Raw genomic sequence first — 16,360 nt, forward strand, 5'->3', positions numbered from 1 at the left:
TCAGTTCAGTCCTCGAAGTTCGCGACCAGATTCTCCGCGGCGCGCAGACAGACCGCCCACATCGTCAGCGTCGGGTTAATACTCGGGCACATCGGGAACGCGGCCCCGCTGTAGACATACAGTCCCGGCGTATCGTGTACTTCGAGGTCGGCGTCGACCACGGACTGTTCCGGCTCGGTCCCCATCCGACAGCCACCAAGGTCGTGGCTGCTTCCGACACCGGTGAATGCGGGTCCACCCCACGTCTCCGTCGCACCCATCTCGTCTAAGATCTCGGTGGCCTTGCCGCGGAAGAACTCGTGGAGTTTGCGCTCGTTCTCCCGTAAGTCGTAGGTGATGCGGAGGACCGGCATCCCCTCGCCGCTCTCGTCGGTCTTCTGCGGGTCCAGTTCGATGTAGTTCGACTCGTACGGGAGATTCGTCGACTGGATCCGGACGGCACCCCAGTGATTCCATTCTTTGAGGTGGTCCTTGTACTCTTTCCCCCACGATGAGACGTCTTCGGGTAGCGTCGCCTGACTAATCTGGAGCGGGAGGAGCTGGTTCTCCGTCCCCAAGGTCGACCCGCCGACGAATCCGTGCTTGGCGGAGTCGAACGCTGCAGAGTCATAGTCGTCGAGGATGATGCCTTGAGCGGCCGGCCCGGTGTGACGATTGAACACGGTGTCAGGGAAATACCCGCTCACGTCCGAGAACATCTTGGTCATGAAATGCTTGCCCACTTGGCCGTGATTGTTCCCGAGTCCATCGGGGTGGGTCTCGTCTGTGGAGTGCAGCATGAGACGGATGTTCTCGAAGGTGTAGGAGGCGAGGATGACCGTCTTCGCGTGCTGTGTTCGGCGGTCTCCGTTCGCGTCGAGGTACTCGACACCGGTCACTTCACCGTCGTCATCAGTCAGGATTTCGACGACTCGACAGTACGTTCGGAGGTCCAGATTACCAGTCCGAAGCGCCCGTGGAATGCTGGACAAGCCCGGGTGCCACTTGGCGTCGTTGAACGACCCGAAACCACTGTTCCAGGCGCAGTACGTCGTCCCCGGGCGACCATCGTAGGGTTCGCTGTTGACGCCGACCGGGACCGGATAGGGGTTGAGATCCATGTCTTCGACGACGTCAGTGAAGATTTCGCCCTGACGGAACGGTCGAAACGGTTTGTTCGGTAATGGCTCGCTCCGTTCTACGTAGGGGTTGCTGTCGTTCCCAGAGATACCGACTTCGTGTTCCACGCGGGTGTAGTACGGTTCGAGCTCGTCGTAGCTCAGAGGCCAGTCAGCAACCGTGCAGTTGTCCGGAAGCGCGTCTTCGCTCCACTGTTCTTCGACGAACGACCGATAGCGAAAGTGGTGCGGGTGGAACCGCCGAAGCCACGCCCCGTAGTGGATGACTGACCCGCCGACGCTGTTCATCATACGGCCCAGCGAAAAGGTCGCCTCTCGCGTTTCGTCGTTTTCACTCCTGCGCCACTGTGGCGTCTCCTTGTTGAACTTCTCACCCATTCCAGCACGCCGGTAGTAGGCATGGCCGAGCTCGTCGGGGATGAAATCGTCCTTGGTACGCCACGGTCCTGCCTCCAGTGCGACGACATCGAGTCCCGCTTCTGCGAACACCGGTGCAACGAGACCACCCATCGCTCCCATCCCAACCATCACCACGTCGGCTTCGTCGGTTGGTGCTTTCGCACCCGCCTGTGGATCGAACCCGTCGATATCGGGGGGGCCACCGTCGGAACTGTTCTCAGGGTCGAAGCCAAGGTCGGCCATCGACTGATACTCACCGCCCTTGGTCACCGGTTCATCTGTAAGGTTCTCTTCGGCGGAGTTTTCGAGGTGTACGCCGGGGTGACCGAGCACTTTCCACCCCTTCTTGTCTTTGTTCCCGCCGTATGCTGGGTCGGCGAAAAGCCCCTCCTGGAGATGTTGACGGAGCAATTCGAAGAACTCCTCCTGTGGCGGCGTGTGAAAATCCGAGAGGTCACCAGTTTCGAGGCGTCCGATGAGTACGTCCTGCTCCTCCGGCGCACACTCGACGAACGGGGCGCCGTATTCTGCCTCGGCATTTCGGTCAAGTGCATCGATACCCAGTTGATACCACCGTTTCTGCTCTTCGTACTCCCCATCGAGTGCTCGATCGACGTACCGTGTGACGCCTATCTCGGTCGCACCGGGATCGTCGTCAGCTGGAAACATCCGTTCGAACAGCGCGGAGACGGTCCGAGAGCGATGTGCATTGAACGTCAATAATGTGTCTACGTCACTCATATACCCTACAACCTGAGTCTACACTGTATTAAATCGTGGTGCTGTGGCGAATCGAACCACTTCGTGGTTCGATGTGTACGTGAATTCACCAGACAATAACTGATAGTCAGTTGTGAAATCACTGATTCCGAGCGCAGTGGCCTCGATACGTTTGGAGTCCCGAAGGCCGTCAAATACGAAGAAACAGATTCGCCTATTACGAATCCTGTTGGCAGTACCACGAGTGTGGTTTTTCGGCGATTTCGTGCGGGAAGTTCGACAGTCGGACTAGCTATGGAAATTACTAACAGCCGTATCAGTGCTATTCGCGTGGCGTCGACCTCGAGCCAGAGAATATAGTAACATGCGTACGGATGTTATTTCCGTGGGCCACACAACGGGGGAACGAGACAGCGGTAAATAGATTCGGATATAGCGAATAATGAAACAGCAAGCCCCTGAAACAGAAAATTCGACCTTCTGAAGAAATTCGCAACCGACAAATCAGTAACAATTATATGGAATCGTGTGCCAGATTAGGGCAGATGACCGGAGAAACGCCACCGAGACGGACTGTGAAGGCAACAGAAACAGTCTTCGAGATTATCGAATTCTTGGACGCAGACAGCCTAAGCGGCGTCACTGATATCGCGTCGGCGCTCGACCTCGCCCCCAGTACCGTCCACAAACATCTCACGACCCTCGTCGCACAGGAGTATGTGATTAAAGAGGACAGACAGTATCGTCTGGGCTTCCGATTCTACGAGCAGGGGCAGAAAGTCCGGCGAGCGTCACCACTAGCACAGATAGCGGAAGACCCGATCGAGGAACTCGCGAACACGACTGGCGAAGTCGTCTGGGTGTTCGTCGAGGAACACGGGTACGCTGTTCATCTGTTGAAAGCCGTCGGCGACCACGGTGTCCAGACTCACGGTGAGCTCGGAAAGCGGTCGCAGTTGCATCACTTGGCGTCGGGGAAAGCGATCCTCGCCCATCTCCCACAGGAACGCGTCGACGAGATACTCGATGGTGACACCCTACCAGCGAAGACAGAGAACACTGTAACCGACGTGGATGAACTGACTGAGGAGTTGGCGACTGTGCGGGAACGAGGATACGCGTTCAATACCGAGGAGACTGTCCTTGGACTTCAAACTGTCGGGGCCCCGATACTGAAAGACCGACGCGACGTCGTCGGAGCAGTGAGCGTCTGCGGGCCAGCAACGCGGATGCAGGGAGCGCGGCTGGAGTCAGACATCCCCGAAGCACTATTGAGGACGACGAACCAAATAGAACTACAGTTGTCCTACTGATAGCCAAGCGGCTCTCGTTTCTCGGGTCTATCAGCCTGCTGAGTGACCCATAGATTTATTGAAGCCGCCGCAAGTCATAGACGTGAAATACCGATGTCAGCAGAGACGCTTACCCCAGAATTAGTGAATCGAGTCGCCCGCTACACGACTGAGCGTGATATGGAGGCCGAAGATTGGGAGAAAGCCGTCGCTCTCAATGGCCTCGTAGCTACGGAGAAAGCGACGTACGTCGACGCCGCCCGGTCGCTCGTCGACCGCTCAATCGCGACCCAGACGAGTGCTGGACAGCTCACATACGGATCGCTCGACTACAAGCCGTGGATCGACCGCACAGAACTCAGCTCGTTCAAGGGGCAGTCAGACCCTGCCGCGGTCGGACACGCAGTCCTCGATTTCTACCGTAAAACCGACGAGGCGGAGTATCGCGATGCCGCACGACGACAGTTCGAGTTCTTCGACGACGTTGAGCGAACCGAAGAAGGTGGGATTCCGCACATCCGTGAACGGACGGAACTCTGGGTCGACGCGATATACATGGTCTGTCCGTTCTTCGCTCGCTACGGTGAACTCGTAGACGAGGCGGGATTCGACGAAGCAGTCCAGCAGATTCGCCTCCAGTCGAAGTACTTGCAGGACCCCCATACTGGCCTGTTCCGCCACGCCTGGCGCGAGTGTCCCAACATGTATCCGTCCAGTACGTTCTGGTCGCGCGGCAATGGCTGGGCCGCTGCTGGGATGCTCGACACCCTCGAACTGCTGCCCGAGGACCACGAGGGGCGTGCAGACATCGAATCGGCATTCCGGGAACTCGCTGCGGCCGCATTGGAGTTACAGGACGACAGCGGGTACTGGCATCACATAATCGACGACCGGACCACTCCGTTGGAGGCGTCGGGAACACTCATGTTCAGTTACGCATTCAAGCAGGCATACGATGCTGGTGTTCTCGAAGACGAAGCGTATGCAACAGCGGCTCGCCGCGGTATCGATATCTGCTGTGGGGTAGTCGACGAAGACGGTGCCGTTCACCGTATCTCGGAACCACCAGGCGGTGAGCGAATGCCGCTGGGCGTCACCTCGTACGGTCAGGGGTGGTTCTTGCTCGCAGCGAGCCAATTCGAGGACGGGAAGCTCGCGTAGGTCACTCGCCGTATTCCGTCGCCGCTCGTAGGCAACCCGCGGGCCGCTCGCGCTCAGCTAGATTCGGACACCGCTCATCGGAAGCGGTTTTAGAAAAAATGGCGCAACTGTGACCCCGTTCGAGCATGGCCGTCGGCTCTACTCACCGATGCCGATGTTGGCACAGACGTTTTTCGATTGCGTGTAGTGCTTGACCGCCTCGGTGCTCTTCTCGCGGCCAATTCCGCTCTTTTTGAACCCACCGAACGGCGTCTCGATGCCCTCGGCGAACCACTCGTTGATGTAGACGCCTCCGGCTTCGACATCCCGAGCAAATCGATGTGCCCGGTTGAGGTCTGCGGTGAAGATGCCTGCGGTGAGTCCGAATTCAGTGTCGTTGGCCTTCTCGATGGCTTCCTGTTCGTCAGAAAACGAGATTGCAGGGAGAATCGGGCCGAATATCTCCTCTTGTGCGAGACGACTGTCGTTACTGGCACCTGCGAAGACTGTCGGACCGATAAAGTACCCCTCGCGGTCCAGTACCTCACCACCATAGAACGGTTCGCCGACCTCTTTTCTCCCCACGTCGAGATATGACTTCACCTTCTCGTACTGACCTTCGTCAATCATCGGTCCCATATCCGGATCTTCTGACCCAGGACCGACTTCGAGGGCGTCGAGTCGATCCGCCAGGTTGTCGAGGAACTCGTCGTAGATGTCCTCGTGGACGAGGAGTCGGGACCCGGCAGAACAGCACTGGCCGCTGACCATAGTGAACAAACCTGCGACAGCGTTGTCGAGCGCGAGGTCCATATCGGCGTCGGGGAAGACGACGTTCGGTCCCTTCCCACCGAGTTCGAGATTAGCGGGGGTTATCTGCTGGGCAGCCAGTTCAGCGACTTTCCGCCCAGTCTCGACGGACCCGGTGAACGTAACGCAGTCGATATTGGGGTGGCCAGCGAGTGGTGCGCCTGCTTCGGCACCGAATCCAGTAACGACGTTGAGGGCCCCGTCGGGTAGCCCCGCCTCATGGGCGATTTTGGCGATAGTGAGTGCACCAAGCGGCGTTTGTTCGGCGGGCTTGACCACGGCTGTGTTCCCCGTGGCTAGTGCGACGGCGACGCTTCGAGCGAAAATCGAGAGTGGGAAATTCCACGGGGCGATGTGCGCAGTTACTCCCAATGGTTCCCGGTAGGTGAAGTCGACGTACTCCCGTCCTCGGGGAATCTGTTCACCATGAACCTTGTCGGCGATGCCAGCGTAGAAATCGAAGGCGTCTGCACATCCTTCAGCCTCACCACGGGCTTCCGAAATCGGCTTGCCGTTCTCGAGTGTCGTCAGTTGCGCCAGCGTCTCGACGTTCGCTCGTAACGCCACCGCGATGTCTCGAAGCGTTTCGCTTCGCGCTTTTGGATTCGTACGCCTCCAGTCATCGAGAGCCGCATTTGCGGCGTCGACAGCGTACTCTATGTCGGCTTCACGTCCTCTCGCAACTTCGGCTATCACGTCAGTCGTAGCCGGGTCGTTGACGTCGAACGTCCCGTTGTTCTCGGCGTCGACGTGTTCCCCGTCGACGAACAGTTGATACTTCTCTTGTCGATCAACGGTGCTATCTGACGACATAGCGGACCCACGTCGGTCCGAATGATAAGTGTACCGTCGATGGGGGCACAGACGAGGTGTCGACCTGCTGGCTGGTGCCCTTGACCCACATTCCGTTCAGTACTCTGTTCAGGCAGGTCCGGTAGTTCAGAGTCCGGCGCACACAATGAGGGAAAAGACTATTTTGACACAATTCGAGCATTCAGTCATGCCACGAGCGCTAGATGACCTGACAGTCGTTAGTTTCGGACAAATCGCACAAGGCCCGGTCGCGACACAGATGCTCGCTGACCTCGGTGCCGAAGTCCTCAAGATAGAACGCCCCGGCGGTGAGTGGATGCGGAACTTCTCGATGGCGAACGAATATCCCGAGGGAGAGAGTCTCCATTTTCAGTTTTTCAACAGGAATAAACGCAGTATCGAACTCGATATCAAAGACGAGGAACACCGAGCGGTCCTCTACGACCTCTGTGAGGAAGCCGACGTCGTCGTCGAGAACTTCCGGCCGGGCGTCATGGACCGCCTCGGATTCGGGTACGAGGAACTCTCCGACTCGAACCCCGGCCTAATCTACGCAAGCGCATCCGGATTTGGCTCGACTGGACCGTACGTCGACCGACCTGGACAGGACCTCATCGTGCAGGGGATGAGCGGCTTGATGAGCATCACCGGTGACCGTGACGACCTGCCGACTCCGCAGGGTATCGCCATTGCCGACCTCCACTCCGCGACCTACCTCGCTTTCGGCATACTCGCCGCCCTCCACTACCGAGACCGGACCGGTGAGGGCCAACGCATCGAAGGCGATCTGTTGAGCGCGACAGTGGATCTCCAACTACAAGAGATTGGAACCTACGCGAACAGTGGCGCAGATCTCGAAAGAGGGGCACATGGGCTCGGAAACATCTATCACCCAGCACCCTACGGCGTCTACGAAACGGCTGACGGCCACCTGGTCCTCTCTCTCGTGATGCCGTCGGAGCTTGGTGAGATACTCGATATTGACGAAATAAAGGATGTCACCACCTGGGAGGAGGCGTACGACGACAGAGACCAGATAATGGCGAGTATCGGGGATGTGTTGCGAACGGACACAACTGAAGCGTGGATGGACAAGCTGCTCGAACACGACGTCTGGTGTGGTCCCGTCCAAGATATCCCGGCCGTCGTGGAGGATCCGCAGGTGGAAGAAAACGAGATGCTCCAGACCGTCGACCACCCTACTCTGGGTGAGCTGACAGTGACTGGAACGCCGATACGGATGAGTGAAACGCCGCCGGATATCCGTCGACATCCGCCGCTTGCTGGCGAACACACGGAAGAGATACTCGATGAGCTTGGCTATCCAACAGATCTCTCAGCCACAGATGACGAATAGCGACACGGAGGACTGTCCCGAAGGAGTAGTGTGAGAGAATAGATTTGATCGAGCGGGTATCGACTGTGTTGTCCGATCGCTCTCTAATCGGATGTCGTAAAATCGTCCCAGAAATCCGTCTTGTATTCGCGCGCTGAACTTTAAACTCAGTACTATGTGGGTGCAACCGTGCTTTCGTGCTTAAAAGTCCGGTTTAGAATACATATTAGGGTTGAACAATTTTCTTTGTGTCCAAATAGGGGCATATAGAGATGCAGATTTCAAAATCGATTCCGCGATACTGCTACAGATTCTCAGTCATGCTCGATTGCGCTCTAACCCGTATCCGGTTTCGAGAGATAGGATCCGATCTGAACCACTGTGCAGACAACGGCCACACCTAATCTAGCAAGCAAACGCTGGCGTCACCGCTCTCACACTCCCCCTGCTGGGTCGTCCGGAAAGAGGCTCTGCGCGATGTAGGCTGAGACGACCCAGTTCGGTTCGTCGACTACCTCGTTGATCTTCAGGTCCGCTGCGACCGAACAGAGGACGTAGGCCTCTTGTTTGGTGAGCCCGCGGCGGTCGTGGAGATGCTCGATCAGCTGACGGACAGCGTCTTTCGATGCAGCCATGAGGTCGTCCCGGATGCCCGTCGTCGCGTACATCTTCTCGTCATGGCCGGAGGGTGTGAACGGACCGTTGGTCTCGAACTGTGGCGTGTCGATGTCCAGATCCTTGCGAAGTGTGAGGCGAGTGGTGACCGTCGTCGGTGTCTCTATGGCGCTTATACAGACCTCTCCATCACCTTGTGCGGCGTGGCCGTCACCGATACTGAACAGCGCATCCGTGACAGCAACCGGCAGATAGACAACCGACCCGGCGGAGAGGTGCTTGATGTCCATGTTCCCGCCAACGGCGCGCGGTGGCCCAGTCTCGTGTGTACCCGCCTCTGCTGGGGCGACGCCGACCACCCCCGGGAACGGTGCGGTTGGTACTTCGATGCCCTGCTCGAAGTGCGCGACGTCTTCGTCCAGGTCCCAGTGGTAGAGATACGGGTCTGAGAACATCTCGGGCAGCAAGCCGACGTTGCGGTCACCCGAGCGGATCAGCGTGTATCCCCAGTCGGCGTGGTCGACGTCGAGAATCTCGACTTGGAGGACGTCCCCCGGTTCGGCACCTTCGACGGCGACCGGGCCGGTAAGATGGTGGCCGACGAACTCGATGTCTGGGAGGTCGGCAGAGTCCGTCTCCGGGGTGATATTGGGACCACTGTCGTTGAGACAGTCGAACTGGACGACCGCTCCAGATTCCACTTCGAGCGCTGGCGGAATGTCGTTGTTCCAGGACGTGTGCAACGCTGATTCGTGACTGAGTGTTCTGTCGACGTTCATCGATATGCTAGTTCTGAGTGAGGCGCTTACAACTTTGGATGGGGTGGCCCACGAAATAAGTGCAATCCTCGACATCGTTATCCGGAACTCGGCCGTAACTATACGGAGAGGCCGTCCGCTCGAACGAACGGTATCGAGAGGTCGACGTACTGTGTTAGACTCACGTTATATCTCTCGCACGCCAGTACTGTCGGGTACCGGAGGTCGCTACCCCCGCTGGAGTGGCTTGCGGACTACCACCATTCACGCTTACCCGGACGTGGATAGGATGGCAAACCGTACGGTTTTGAGGACCCACCCGTTGGCCAGTGTATGGCCTTCCATGACCTCTCTCATCCAATCGAGACCGGAATGCAGGTCTTCCCCGGTGACCCACACGTCGACGTCCACCAGGTTTCATCGCTCGCTGCGGATGGCTCCCGTGTGTCCGCCGTTAGCTGTGGGAGTCACACTGGGACCCACATCGACGCTCCGAGTCACACGGAACCAGATGGCGACTCGATCGACGAATTCAGCATCGACAGATTCGTTTTCGACGCACGCGTCGTGGACCTTCGCGACAAAGGTGACCGGGAAGCGATCGGGCCAAGTGACCTGCCACAGGATAGTGCTGTAGACCTGATTCTGCTCTGGACCGGCTGGGACCGATTTTGGGGAACGGACCGGTACCTGGATCACCCGTACCTCTCCCCGAGGCAGCCAGGCACTGTGCATCACGGGGATGGAGCGTCGGTATCGATGCGCTGAATCCGGACCCGACGCCGACCGAGAACACGGCCGATGACGAACCAGATGGGGTCCCAGTCCATAGCGCATTGCTCGGCGACGGCCGCTTTATTATAGAAAACTTGACCAATCTGGGCAGCTTCGAACAGGGAACACTCCACGCACACCCTATGCCCATCGGGGGAGGTGACGGAGCACCGGTCCGTGCTGTCGCTGAGACCATCGACCCTTGATACCACTTGATTTGAGTTTTTGACGCTTGTTGCTAGAAAGCGACTCACGCTCAGTGGAATCCATGGGCTATCTGTTTGTGGTCTGCGATCGACTGACAGCGAGGGAAGCGACAACCCCGGCGAGCGCACGGATAAGGGAGTAGTCACAGGCTCGGCACCGATACGCGATGGCGATTGTACTGGAAGACGCCTTACTCATCGCCAGTCTCCAAGAGTAGTCGAAGATAATCAGCCGCCGCGTCGGCCACAGTCTCGCCGTAGCCTTCGACGAGAACACCAGTCTGGGTTGCCAGCCAGCCCCCGTTCGCTCTCCGAGGATGACAGTGGTCAGTTGTCACTTCTGCTGCTGACAGAGACTGACCAAGGGCTCCCTGAGATGTTAGCGTGTGCAGACACCACTGTTCGCGCCCCAGCTACGAGCGTCGCTAATCTGATTCAGGAGCAGCTGAGCATCAGCAGCTGATAGTTGTTCAGTTCGAACCAGAGCTCGGTGGGCGCCACGTTCAGTAGATGTCGGTCATCCGAGGACGAGCGGCCAGAAGAACTGGATGAGGAGGTACGCCACACCTGTCGTCAGGAGGATGACGATAGCGTCGAGCAGCGCCCCTGCACGGAGCATGTGCTCGCGTTCGATATACCCTGCGCCGAAGACGATCGCATTAGGGGGTGTCGCAACTGGCAGCGCGAACCCGTAACTGGCAGCGATTGCGCCGGTTACTGCGAGCAGCACTGCTGCGAGTTCTCCCGACGTGCCAAGCGCTTCGGCGTACGCCGGGCCGATGTTGATGAGTAGCGGAGCGAGAATCGCGGCCATCGCGGTGTTCGAGGCCAGCTCGCCAACGACTATCGTCATCGTGACCACGACGAGGAGAATCACGAGAATCGACGTGCCTGTGAGCGAACCGAGCGTCACTTCCGCGAGCCATACGGTCGCGTTCGTATCGGCCAACGCGTTCGCCAACGAGATGCCGCCGCCGAGAAGCAGTAACGTCCCCCAGTCGATGTCGATCATATCGTCCCACGCTGTCGCGCCGGTGACAACAAGTACGGGGATGGCGAGCAAGCCGACGAGCACGTAGAACAACACCCCCTCGTGACCAACAGTTCCAAACACGTTTCGGCCCATCCCGCCGAAGAGTGTGACGTACCAGTCGCGTGGGAGGATGTCGTCGAACAGGAATTCGAGCCCGCCGAGAAGCCACAGGAAGGCAGTCCCGCCGAAGATCCCGAGGGTGCGACGCCCGCGCGTCGAGAGCGATCCCATCGAGTGCAGCCGGTCACTGGCATGCTCCCGAGCGCGGCTTACATCGTACTCTTGCGGTGGGTACACGACGTACGTCAGCAGCACCCACGCGACTGGGAGTGTGACGACCACCATCGGGAGTCCGATAGCGAGCCACTCGACGAACGTAATCTCGAAGCCGAGCAGTTCGTTCAGCTGTCCGACGACGATTGCATTCGGTGGGGTTCCGATGAGCGTTCCGACACCCCCCAGACTCGCGGCGTAAGCGATGCCGAGTAACATTCCGACCTGCAGATTCGATGCAGTCGAAGCGGGACGCTCCTCGCCTGCTTTCGTCAGGTGGGTGACGATCTCGATAATCCCGAGCGCGATTGGCACCATCATTGCGACCGTAGCCGTATTCGAGATGACCATCGAGAGAAGGGCCGTCGCAACCATGACGCCCAAGACCAGTCCCCGTGCTGACGTCCCGAACCGGACGAGTAGCGAGAGCGCGATCCGCTGGTCGATAGCGTGCTTCTGGAGCGCTTCGGCGAACATAAATCCCACAAGGAGCAGGAAGATGACTGGATCGGCAAACCCTGCGACCGCATCTCCGAAATCGGGATAGACCCCGAACACCGTCAGAACGATCGGGATCAGCAAGGCCGTGAGCGGAAGCGGAAGTGCACCAGTGACCCAGAGCACTGCCGCGAACACCATCGTCGCGACCGCATACTGGCCGGCAACGGTGAGTGACCCAGTGGTGGGGATCGTCGCAACAACCCCCAGTAAGAGGGTGGCAATCGCAATCGCCACGGCTTGGCTGACGTGCTTCGATGGCACTGGGTCTACCTGTGGTCTTATAAGCACGTTGTTCAGTGTTAGTGTTATCTATCTGTCTCTGCTCGCGACGTCACAACTCACGAAATGGGGACAACTAGATCGACGTGTGGACTAAGAAACGACGACGGAACCGCCGGAAGGAAACGGATTCCGAACGATTCTCTCATCTCTGTTGTTCCTGACCGACGTTCCGTCTTCCCGCTCGTGAGCCAGTTGATCGTGAACCGTCCTCACCCAGTCCGAGCACGCTGGTGTCAGGTACCGTGTGATTCGAGAGACGGTCGGTTCCGAACACGAGGACAACAAGGACGGCAATACCGACCAGCACGACGGCCGAGGAAATCTCGGCGAGGAAGTTCAACCACGGGTCAGGAATCCCTCCGGGAACGAGCGCTGCCTTGTCTGCCGGGTGGAAGACGCCGATGCTGTTCATCCCGGCGTGGAAGACAGCGGCCGCGAGGACGCTTCCGGTGTTGTTGTACATCCACGTCCACAACACCGAGCCTGCGAGTATTGTTGCACCCCAGATGAGTTGCTGGGAGACCGGCCAGCTCCCGTGCGTTGTGTTGGCGTTCAAGAAGAGCGGGAGGTGCCAGCCAGCCCACGCCACGCCGACGAGCAGGCTAGTACCCAGCGCGCTGTAGCGTTCCTGCAACACCGGTACCATGAACCCGCGCCAGCCCAGTTCCTCTTGCCCACCGCCCCAGACGGTGCCCCAGGCCATCACGAACAGGTAGATGCCAGGGAAGGGAAGCGAAGCGAGGTCGACGGGTCCACCCAGGAGTACGTAGAGTCCACTGCCGAGGACGAGAACGACCAGCGGAATCAGAAGCGCCGCAGTCCACCACTTCGAGCCGATCCGCCACCGGAAAAACTGGCCGATCCATGAGCGCAGACTGCCGCCGGCCGCCCACACGACCACGGCGGCACCCATCGGCGGCCCGAAGCCACCGAAGCCGATCAGGATCGACATCGTCCACGACGCCTCCATCCCCGAGAGTGCGACGATTCCCTGAACCGTCCACGTGAACGCATACGTGACCGCAAGGAAGCTCACGATTCGATGGCGGTCGATCCAGGCGCGAACGGAGGAACCCATATGACAACAGTCCGACGACACCGTGGTAAAATCTATCGATGGTTCTCATTCACTCCCCAGAATCCCTCAGGACAACTACTCTTCGGGGTCGAGTATAATGATTAGTCGCCCGAGCACGGATAACGCTAATCGCGGAAGGAATCTCCGACTGGGAATAAAATCGGTTCCAGTACGAGGGACAGAACGCTGGGAGCGTCCGAAGAGCTCACCTGGGGTTGTCCGACTGGGACGGCGTTTCACTCGGACTCTCTGCCTGTTCGGGTGCCGTGGTCGTGGCCGTGAAGTCCAGCCCACCGTTCGGGAGCGGGGCAGGCGAGAGCCGTTCGGCACCGTACCGCCAGACCAGCAGCGCCGCTGTCGTCCAGACGATTACGAGGAGTGCGACCTGAGACGTCACCTCGTCGCCGATGACGCCGCCCGCAGTCGTCACCGACACCGCGTTTGAGAGCGTATGAAAGACGACGACAATGAGCACTCGGCCTCCAGCCACGTTGTAGAGCCACGTTGCGATGACGCTGATCCCGACGACGACGCCGGCGTACAGCGCGAAAGGTGTCCCCGCCTGTGAACTCCCGGGCAGCAAGAACAGCGGGACGTGCCAGAGTGCCCAGATAACGCCGATGACGATGCTAGCTTTGAATGCGCCAATCTGCCGCTGGAGGACAGGGAGTGCGAGACCGCGCCAGCCGGGTTCTTCGAGTCCCCCTCTGATGAGCGTCGCGAACGCGACCGCCGGAAGCGCCGCGGCTGGGAGGACGCTGGTGCGATCGAACCCGCCTCCGACGGCGACGAATAGGACAAGCGCACCGACGTACAGTACCACTGGTATCAGCACCGCGGCGGCCCAGACGGACGGTGATGCCCTCACGTCGACGAGGTTTCCGAACCACGAGCGGCTGTCCCCACCAGCGACGGCGACGATGATACCTGCGAGGAAGGGACCGAACCCCCCGGTCAAGATGAGTGGCGTCACGAACGACGAACGTCCTGTCTGGAGGTCTATGGCTACGATTCCCCAGGGGGCCCACGTCAGAACGAATGTGAGGAAGACGAACGTGGCGAAACGATGGCGGCGGACAAACGGGCGTAACGATCCCATTGCTAACTCACACGTGTCCGTTCGAATCGCAGTTATATAATGTCAAATGGGAGCCTCCCTCAGCGAGGACCGATGTTCTTGCGCCCACCTCAGCTGTCGCTCGACTAGTCCTGCTTCCGACTGTCCACCTGGAACGCACGAACGGAGGGTTCCCTTCGGTACCGAAACACTCGCCCTCGTTGCGGTTCGGGAAGCGTGGTGGGTGACAATCGTCGCTGCCATCATCGCTGGTGCCGCCGATGCTCACGCCGGGCCGCCGACGTAATTGCGCTCCTCCCGGCACCTTACTGACTTCCGGACAGTCGCGTTGGAATCTCGGCGTCGGCGAGCCGTTCGGGGCCGTATGTCGCAACGAGGACCAGCGCAGCGGCGAGGAACACGACCGCGTAGAGCGCGTTCGGCAGGTTGGTCTGGAGCGCGGCACCACCGCCAGCGAGGTACAGGATACCGCCAGTATTCACTGAGGCGTGGAGCACCATCGTCAGCAGGACGCTCCCGCCAGTCTCGTTGTAGAGCCAGGTAAACACGACCGAGAGTGCGATGACCGCGACGCCGTAGTAGTAGACCGGGACACCAGCCTGGGAAGACCCCCCGACCAGGAACAGCGGCAAGTGCCAGGCGAACCAGCCGACGCCGATGAGCAAGCTCGAGGCGAGTGCCGAGTACGATTCCTGAAGCCGTGGCAGCGCGAAGCCACGCCAACCGAGTTCCTCGTTACCCCCACCGACGAGGAAGACCTGGAGGAAGAGGACGGGATAGAGCACTAAGACGCCCGTCGATTCGGGGTCGAACTGGCCGCCGAAGACGGCGATGTGGGCAGCACTCGCCGTGATGACTGCAACGGCAGGGAACAGCAGGGCGAATACCCAGTACCTGATGGAAACGTTCCACCGGAAGAGTTGACCAGCCCACTCGCGAACACTGTCACCGATGACCCAGGTGACGAGCCCTGCAGCGACGAGCGGTCCGAACCCACCGACCATGATGAACACCATCGTCTGCATGTCGTCTGCCAGGACCAGTGGCGACCACGTCGCCCACCAGTCGCTGAAGACCAGCGGTGCCCACGCCGACCACGAAACGAGGTACGCGACCACGAAGAACGTCGTCACGGGACGGTCACTGATTCGTCTACGGATACGGGAGGGCATAGTATATAATCTATCTCACATATATTTGAGGGTTTCTCGGATTCTCTCTCGATGAGAACCCAGGACTCCACCGGCCGTGACCGCCATGCTCAGAGGCAGTCCTCGTTACTGTCGCTATACTCTGTATCGGCCACAATGGTATTCATAGAGACTGCGTCGTTCGAGAGGACGCTGCGGTATAGAGAGCGCACAGTCAGCAGAGGCAGTAGTAGACTCGATTAGTCGAATGGTGAAAGAGCGATGAGTCCAGATCTCGACTAGCGTCGCAGAAAGGCGCTACAGAGCAGATACGGGTTCCTGACGAACAGTTTCGCATTCAGTGTGCTTCGCGAACAGCGGCATCTACCTCGACGGAACGTCGGAGACGTCATCCGCAACGGGGAGGTGTCCAACATCAACGGGTCGGGAACCAGATTTATGCACCATCCCTACGAGAGAGTGGTATGACAGAACAGGAAGTAATCGATGTCCCGGAACTCGAGGAGTCCAAGTCCCGTTCGTACGAGCAGTGTATCAGAGTAGGCGACCGCGTACTCGTCGCCGGCCAGACTGGCTGGGGCGAGGACGAGATCGTTTCCAGGGAGTTCGAGCCGCAGGCGAGACGTTGTTTCGAGCGCATCGAGTACGCGCTCGAAGCGGCGGATGCGGAGCTGTCGGACTTGGTGCAGATGACGGTCTTTCTGACCGACATGCGTTACGCACGGGAGTTCAAGGACATCCGTGGGGACGTGTTGGGGGACGATCTGACCACGAGCGCACTCATCGGCGTCGACTCGCTGGCCCAACCGGAGATGTTGGTCGAGATCGAATCCGAGGCGATCAGTCCCAGGGAGTGAAGGAGACGGCTCCGTGGGACGGACTCGGCGGCGTCGGGATGGGCCTCATAATGCACTTCGTGATGAACGCGATACCCCTGATTCGGGGGGCTTTACCGCCAGCCGACGGCAGTGAACGCAGTCAGC

The 16,360-nt window shown here is 59.1% G+C and carries 11 protein-coding genes and 1 pseudogene; 5 read left to right on the forward strand and 7 right to left on the reverse strand.

Annotated elements, in window-relative coordinates:
* Nucleotides 1–5: 5 nt before the first annotated feature.
* Nucleotides 6–2,258, reverse strand: coding sequence for a GMC family oxidoreductase (locus P1L41_RS18345; protein ID WP_276298602.1), 2,253 nt, complete (start codon nt 2,256–2,258; stop codon nt 6–8).
* A 524-nt stretch (nt 2,259–2,782) separates the two neighbouring features.
* Between P1L41_RS18345 and P1L41_RS18350 the strand changes: the two genes are divergently transcribed.
* The gene (locus P1L41_RS18350) at nt 2,783–3,550 is read left to right on the forward strand and encodes an IclR family transcriptional regulator (RefSeq protein ID WP_276298603.1); all 768 of its coding nucleotides are present in this window, start codon (nt 2,783–2,785) and stop codon (nt 3,548–3,550) included.
* A 93-nt stretch (nt 3,551–3,643) separates the two neighbouring features.
* Nucleotides 3,644–4,690 (forward strand): glycoside hydrolase family 88/105 protein, encoded by a 1,047-nt coding sequence (locus P1L41_RS18355; RefSeq protein WP_379789292.1) that lies wholly within the window; start codon nt 3,644–3,646, stop codon nt 4,688–4,690.
* 138 nt (nt 4,691–4,828) lie between these two features.
* Here P1L41_RS18355 and P1L41_RS18360 read toward each other — a convergent pair whose 3' ends face one another.
* Complete coding sequence (locus tag P1L41_RS18360) at nt 4,829–6,292, reverse strand: aldehyde dehydrogenase family protein (protein WP_276298605.1); 1,464 nt, start codon at nt 6,290–6,292, stop codon at nt 4,829–4,831.
* A 187-nt stretch (nt 6,293–6,479) separates the two neighbouring features.
* Between P1L41_RS18360 and P1L41_RS18365 the strand changes: the two genes are divergently transcribed.
* The gene (locus tag P1L41_RS18365; RefSeq protein ID WP_379789294.1) at nt 6,480–7,649 is read left to right on the forward strand and encodes a CaiB/BaiF CoA transferase family protein; all 1,170 of its coding nucleotides are present in this window, start codon (nt 6,480–6,482) and stop codon (nt 7,647–7,649) included.
* 413 nt (nt 7,650–8,062) lie between these two features.
* Here P1L41_RS18365 and P1L41_RS18370 read toward each other — a convergent pair whose 3' ends face one another.
* Nucleotides 8,063–9,022, reverse strand: coding sequence for an acetamidase/formamidase family protein (locus P1L41_RS18370; RefSeq protein WP_276298607.1), 960 nt, complete (start codon nt 9,020–9,022; stop codon nt 8,063–8,065).
* Nucleotides 9,023–9,334: 312 nt separating this feature from the next.
* Between P1L41_RS18370 and P1L41_RS18375 the strand changes: the two are divergent.
* Nucleotides 9,335–9,981 (forward strand): annotated as a pseudogene (locus P1L41_RS18375) (cyclase family protein).
* Nucleotides 9,982–10,498: 517 nt separating this feature from the next.
* Here the strand turns inward: P1L41_RS18375 and P1L41_RS18380 are convergent.
* From P1L41_RS18380 to P1L41_RS18395, 4 genes are all read right to left on the reverse strand, one after another.
* Nucleotides 10,499–12,049 (reverse strand): SLC13 family permease, encoded by a 1,551-nt coding sequence (locus P1L41_RS18380; protein WP_276298608.1) that lies wholly within the window; start codon nt 12,047–12,049, stop codon nt 10,499–10,501.
* Between the two features lie 163 nt (nt 12,050–12,212).
* A complete protein-coding gene (locus tag P1L41_RS18385; protein ID WP_276298609.1) occupies nt 12,213–13,148 on the reverse strand; it encodes a CPBP family intramembrane glutamic endopeptidase in 936 nt (311 codons plus the stop codon).
* A 205-nt stretch (nt 13,149–13,353) separates the two neighbouring features.
* The gene (locus P1L41_RS18390; RefSeq protein WP_276298610.1) at nt 13,354–14,121 is read right to left on the reverse strand and encodes a CPBP family intramembrane glutamic endopeptidase; all 768 of its coding nucleotides are present in this window, start codon (nt 14,119–14,121) and stop codon (nt 13,354–13,356) included.
* 410 nt (nt 14,122–14,531) lie between these two features.
* Nucleotides 14,532–15,398 (reverse strand): CPBP family intramembrane glutamic endopeptidase, encoded by an 867-nt coding sequence (locus P1L41_RS18395; protein WP_276298611.1) that lies wholly within the window; start codon nt 15,396–15,398, stop codon nt 14,532–14,534.
* Between the two features lie 443 nt (nt 15,399–15,841).
* Between P1L41_RS18395 and P1L41_RS18400 the strand changes: the two genes are divergently transcribed.
* The gene (locus P1L41_RS18400) at nt 15,842–16,234 is read left to right on the forward strand and encodes a RidA family protein (RefSeq protein ID WP_276298612.1); all 393 of its coding nucleotides are present in this window, start codon (nt 15,842–15,844) and stop codon (nt 16,232–16,234) included.
* Nucleotides 16,235–16,360: the final 126 nt, after the last annotated feature.

Origin of the sequence: Haloarcula ordinaria, assembly GCF_029338275.1 — an archaeon.
GTDB classification, from domain to species: Archaea; Halobacteriota; Halobacteria; order Halobacteriales; family Haloarculaceae; genus Haloarcula; species Haloarcula ordinaria.

Coding starts and splice junctions, on each gene's coding strand:
- P1L41_RS18345 (WP_276298602.1), bottom strand. CDS start 2,258: ATGAGTGACGTAGACACATTATTGACGTTCAATGCACATCGCTCTCGG.
- P1L41_RS18350 (WP_276298603.1), top strand. CDS start 2,783: ATGACCGGAGAAACGCCACCGAGACGGACTGTGAAGGCAACAGAAACA.
- P1L41_RS18355 (WP_379789292.1), top strand. CDS start 3,644: ATGTCAGCAGAGACGCTTACCCCAGAATTAGTGAATCGAGTCGCCCGC.
- P1L41_RS18360 (WP_276298605.1), bottom strand. CDS start 6,292: ATGTCGTCAGATAGCACCGTTGATCGACAAGAGAAGTATCAACTGTTC.
- P1L41_RS18365 (WP_379789294.1), top strand. CDS start 6,480: ATGCCACGAGCGCTAGATGACCTGACAGTCGTTAGTTTCGGACAAATC.
- P1L41_RS18370 (WP_276298607.1), bottom strand. CDS start 9,022: ATGAACGTCGACAGAACACTCAGTCACGAATCAGCGTTGCACACGTCC.
- P1L41_RS18385 (WP_276298609.1), bottom strand. CDS start 13,148: ATGGGTTCCTCCGTTCGCGCCTGGATCGACCGCCATCGAATCGTGAGC.
- P1L41_RS18395 (WP_276298611.1), bottom strand. CDS start 15,398: ATGCCCTCCCGTATCCGTAGACGAATCAGTGACCGTCCCGTGACGACG.
- P1L41_RS18400 (WP_276298612.1), top strand. CDS start 15,842: ATGACAGAACAGGAAGTAATCGATGTCCCGGAACTCGAGGAGTCCAAG.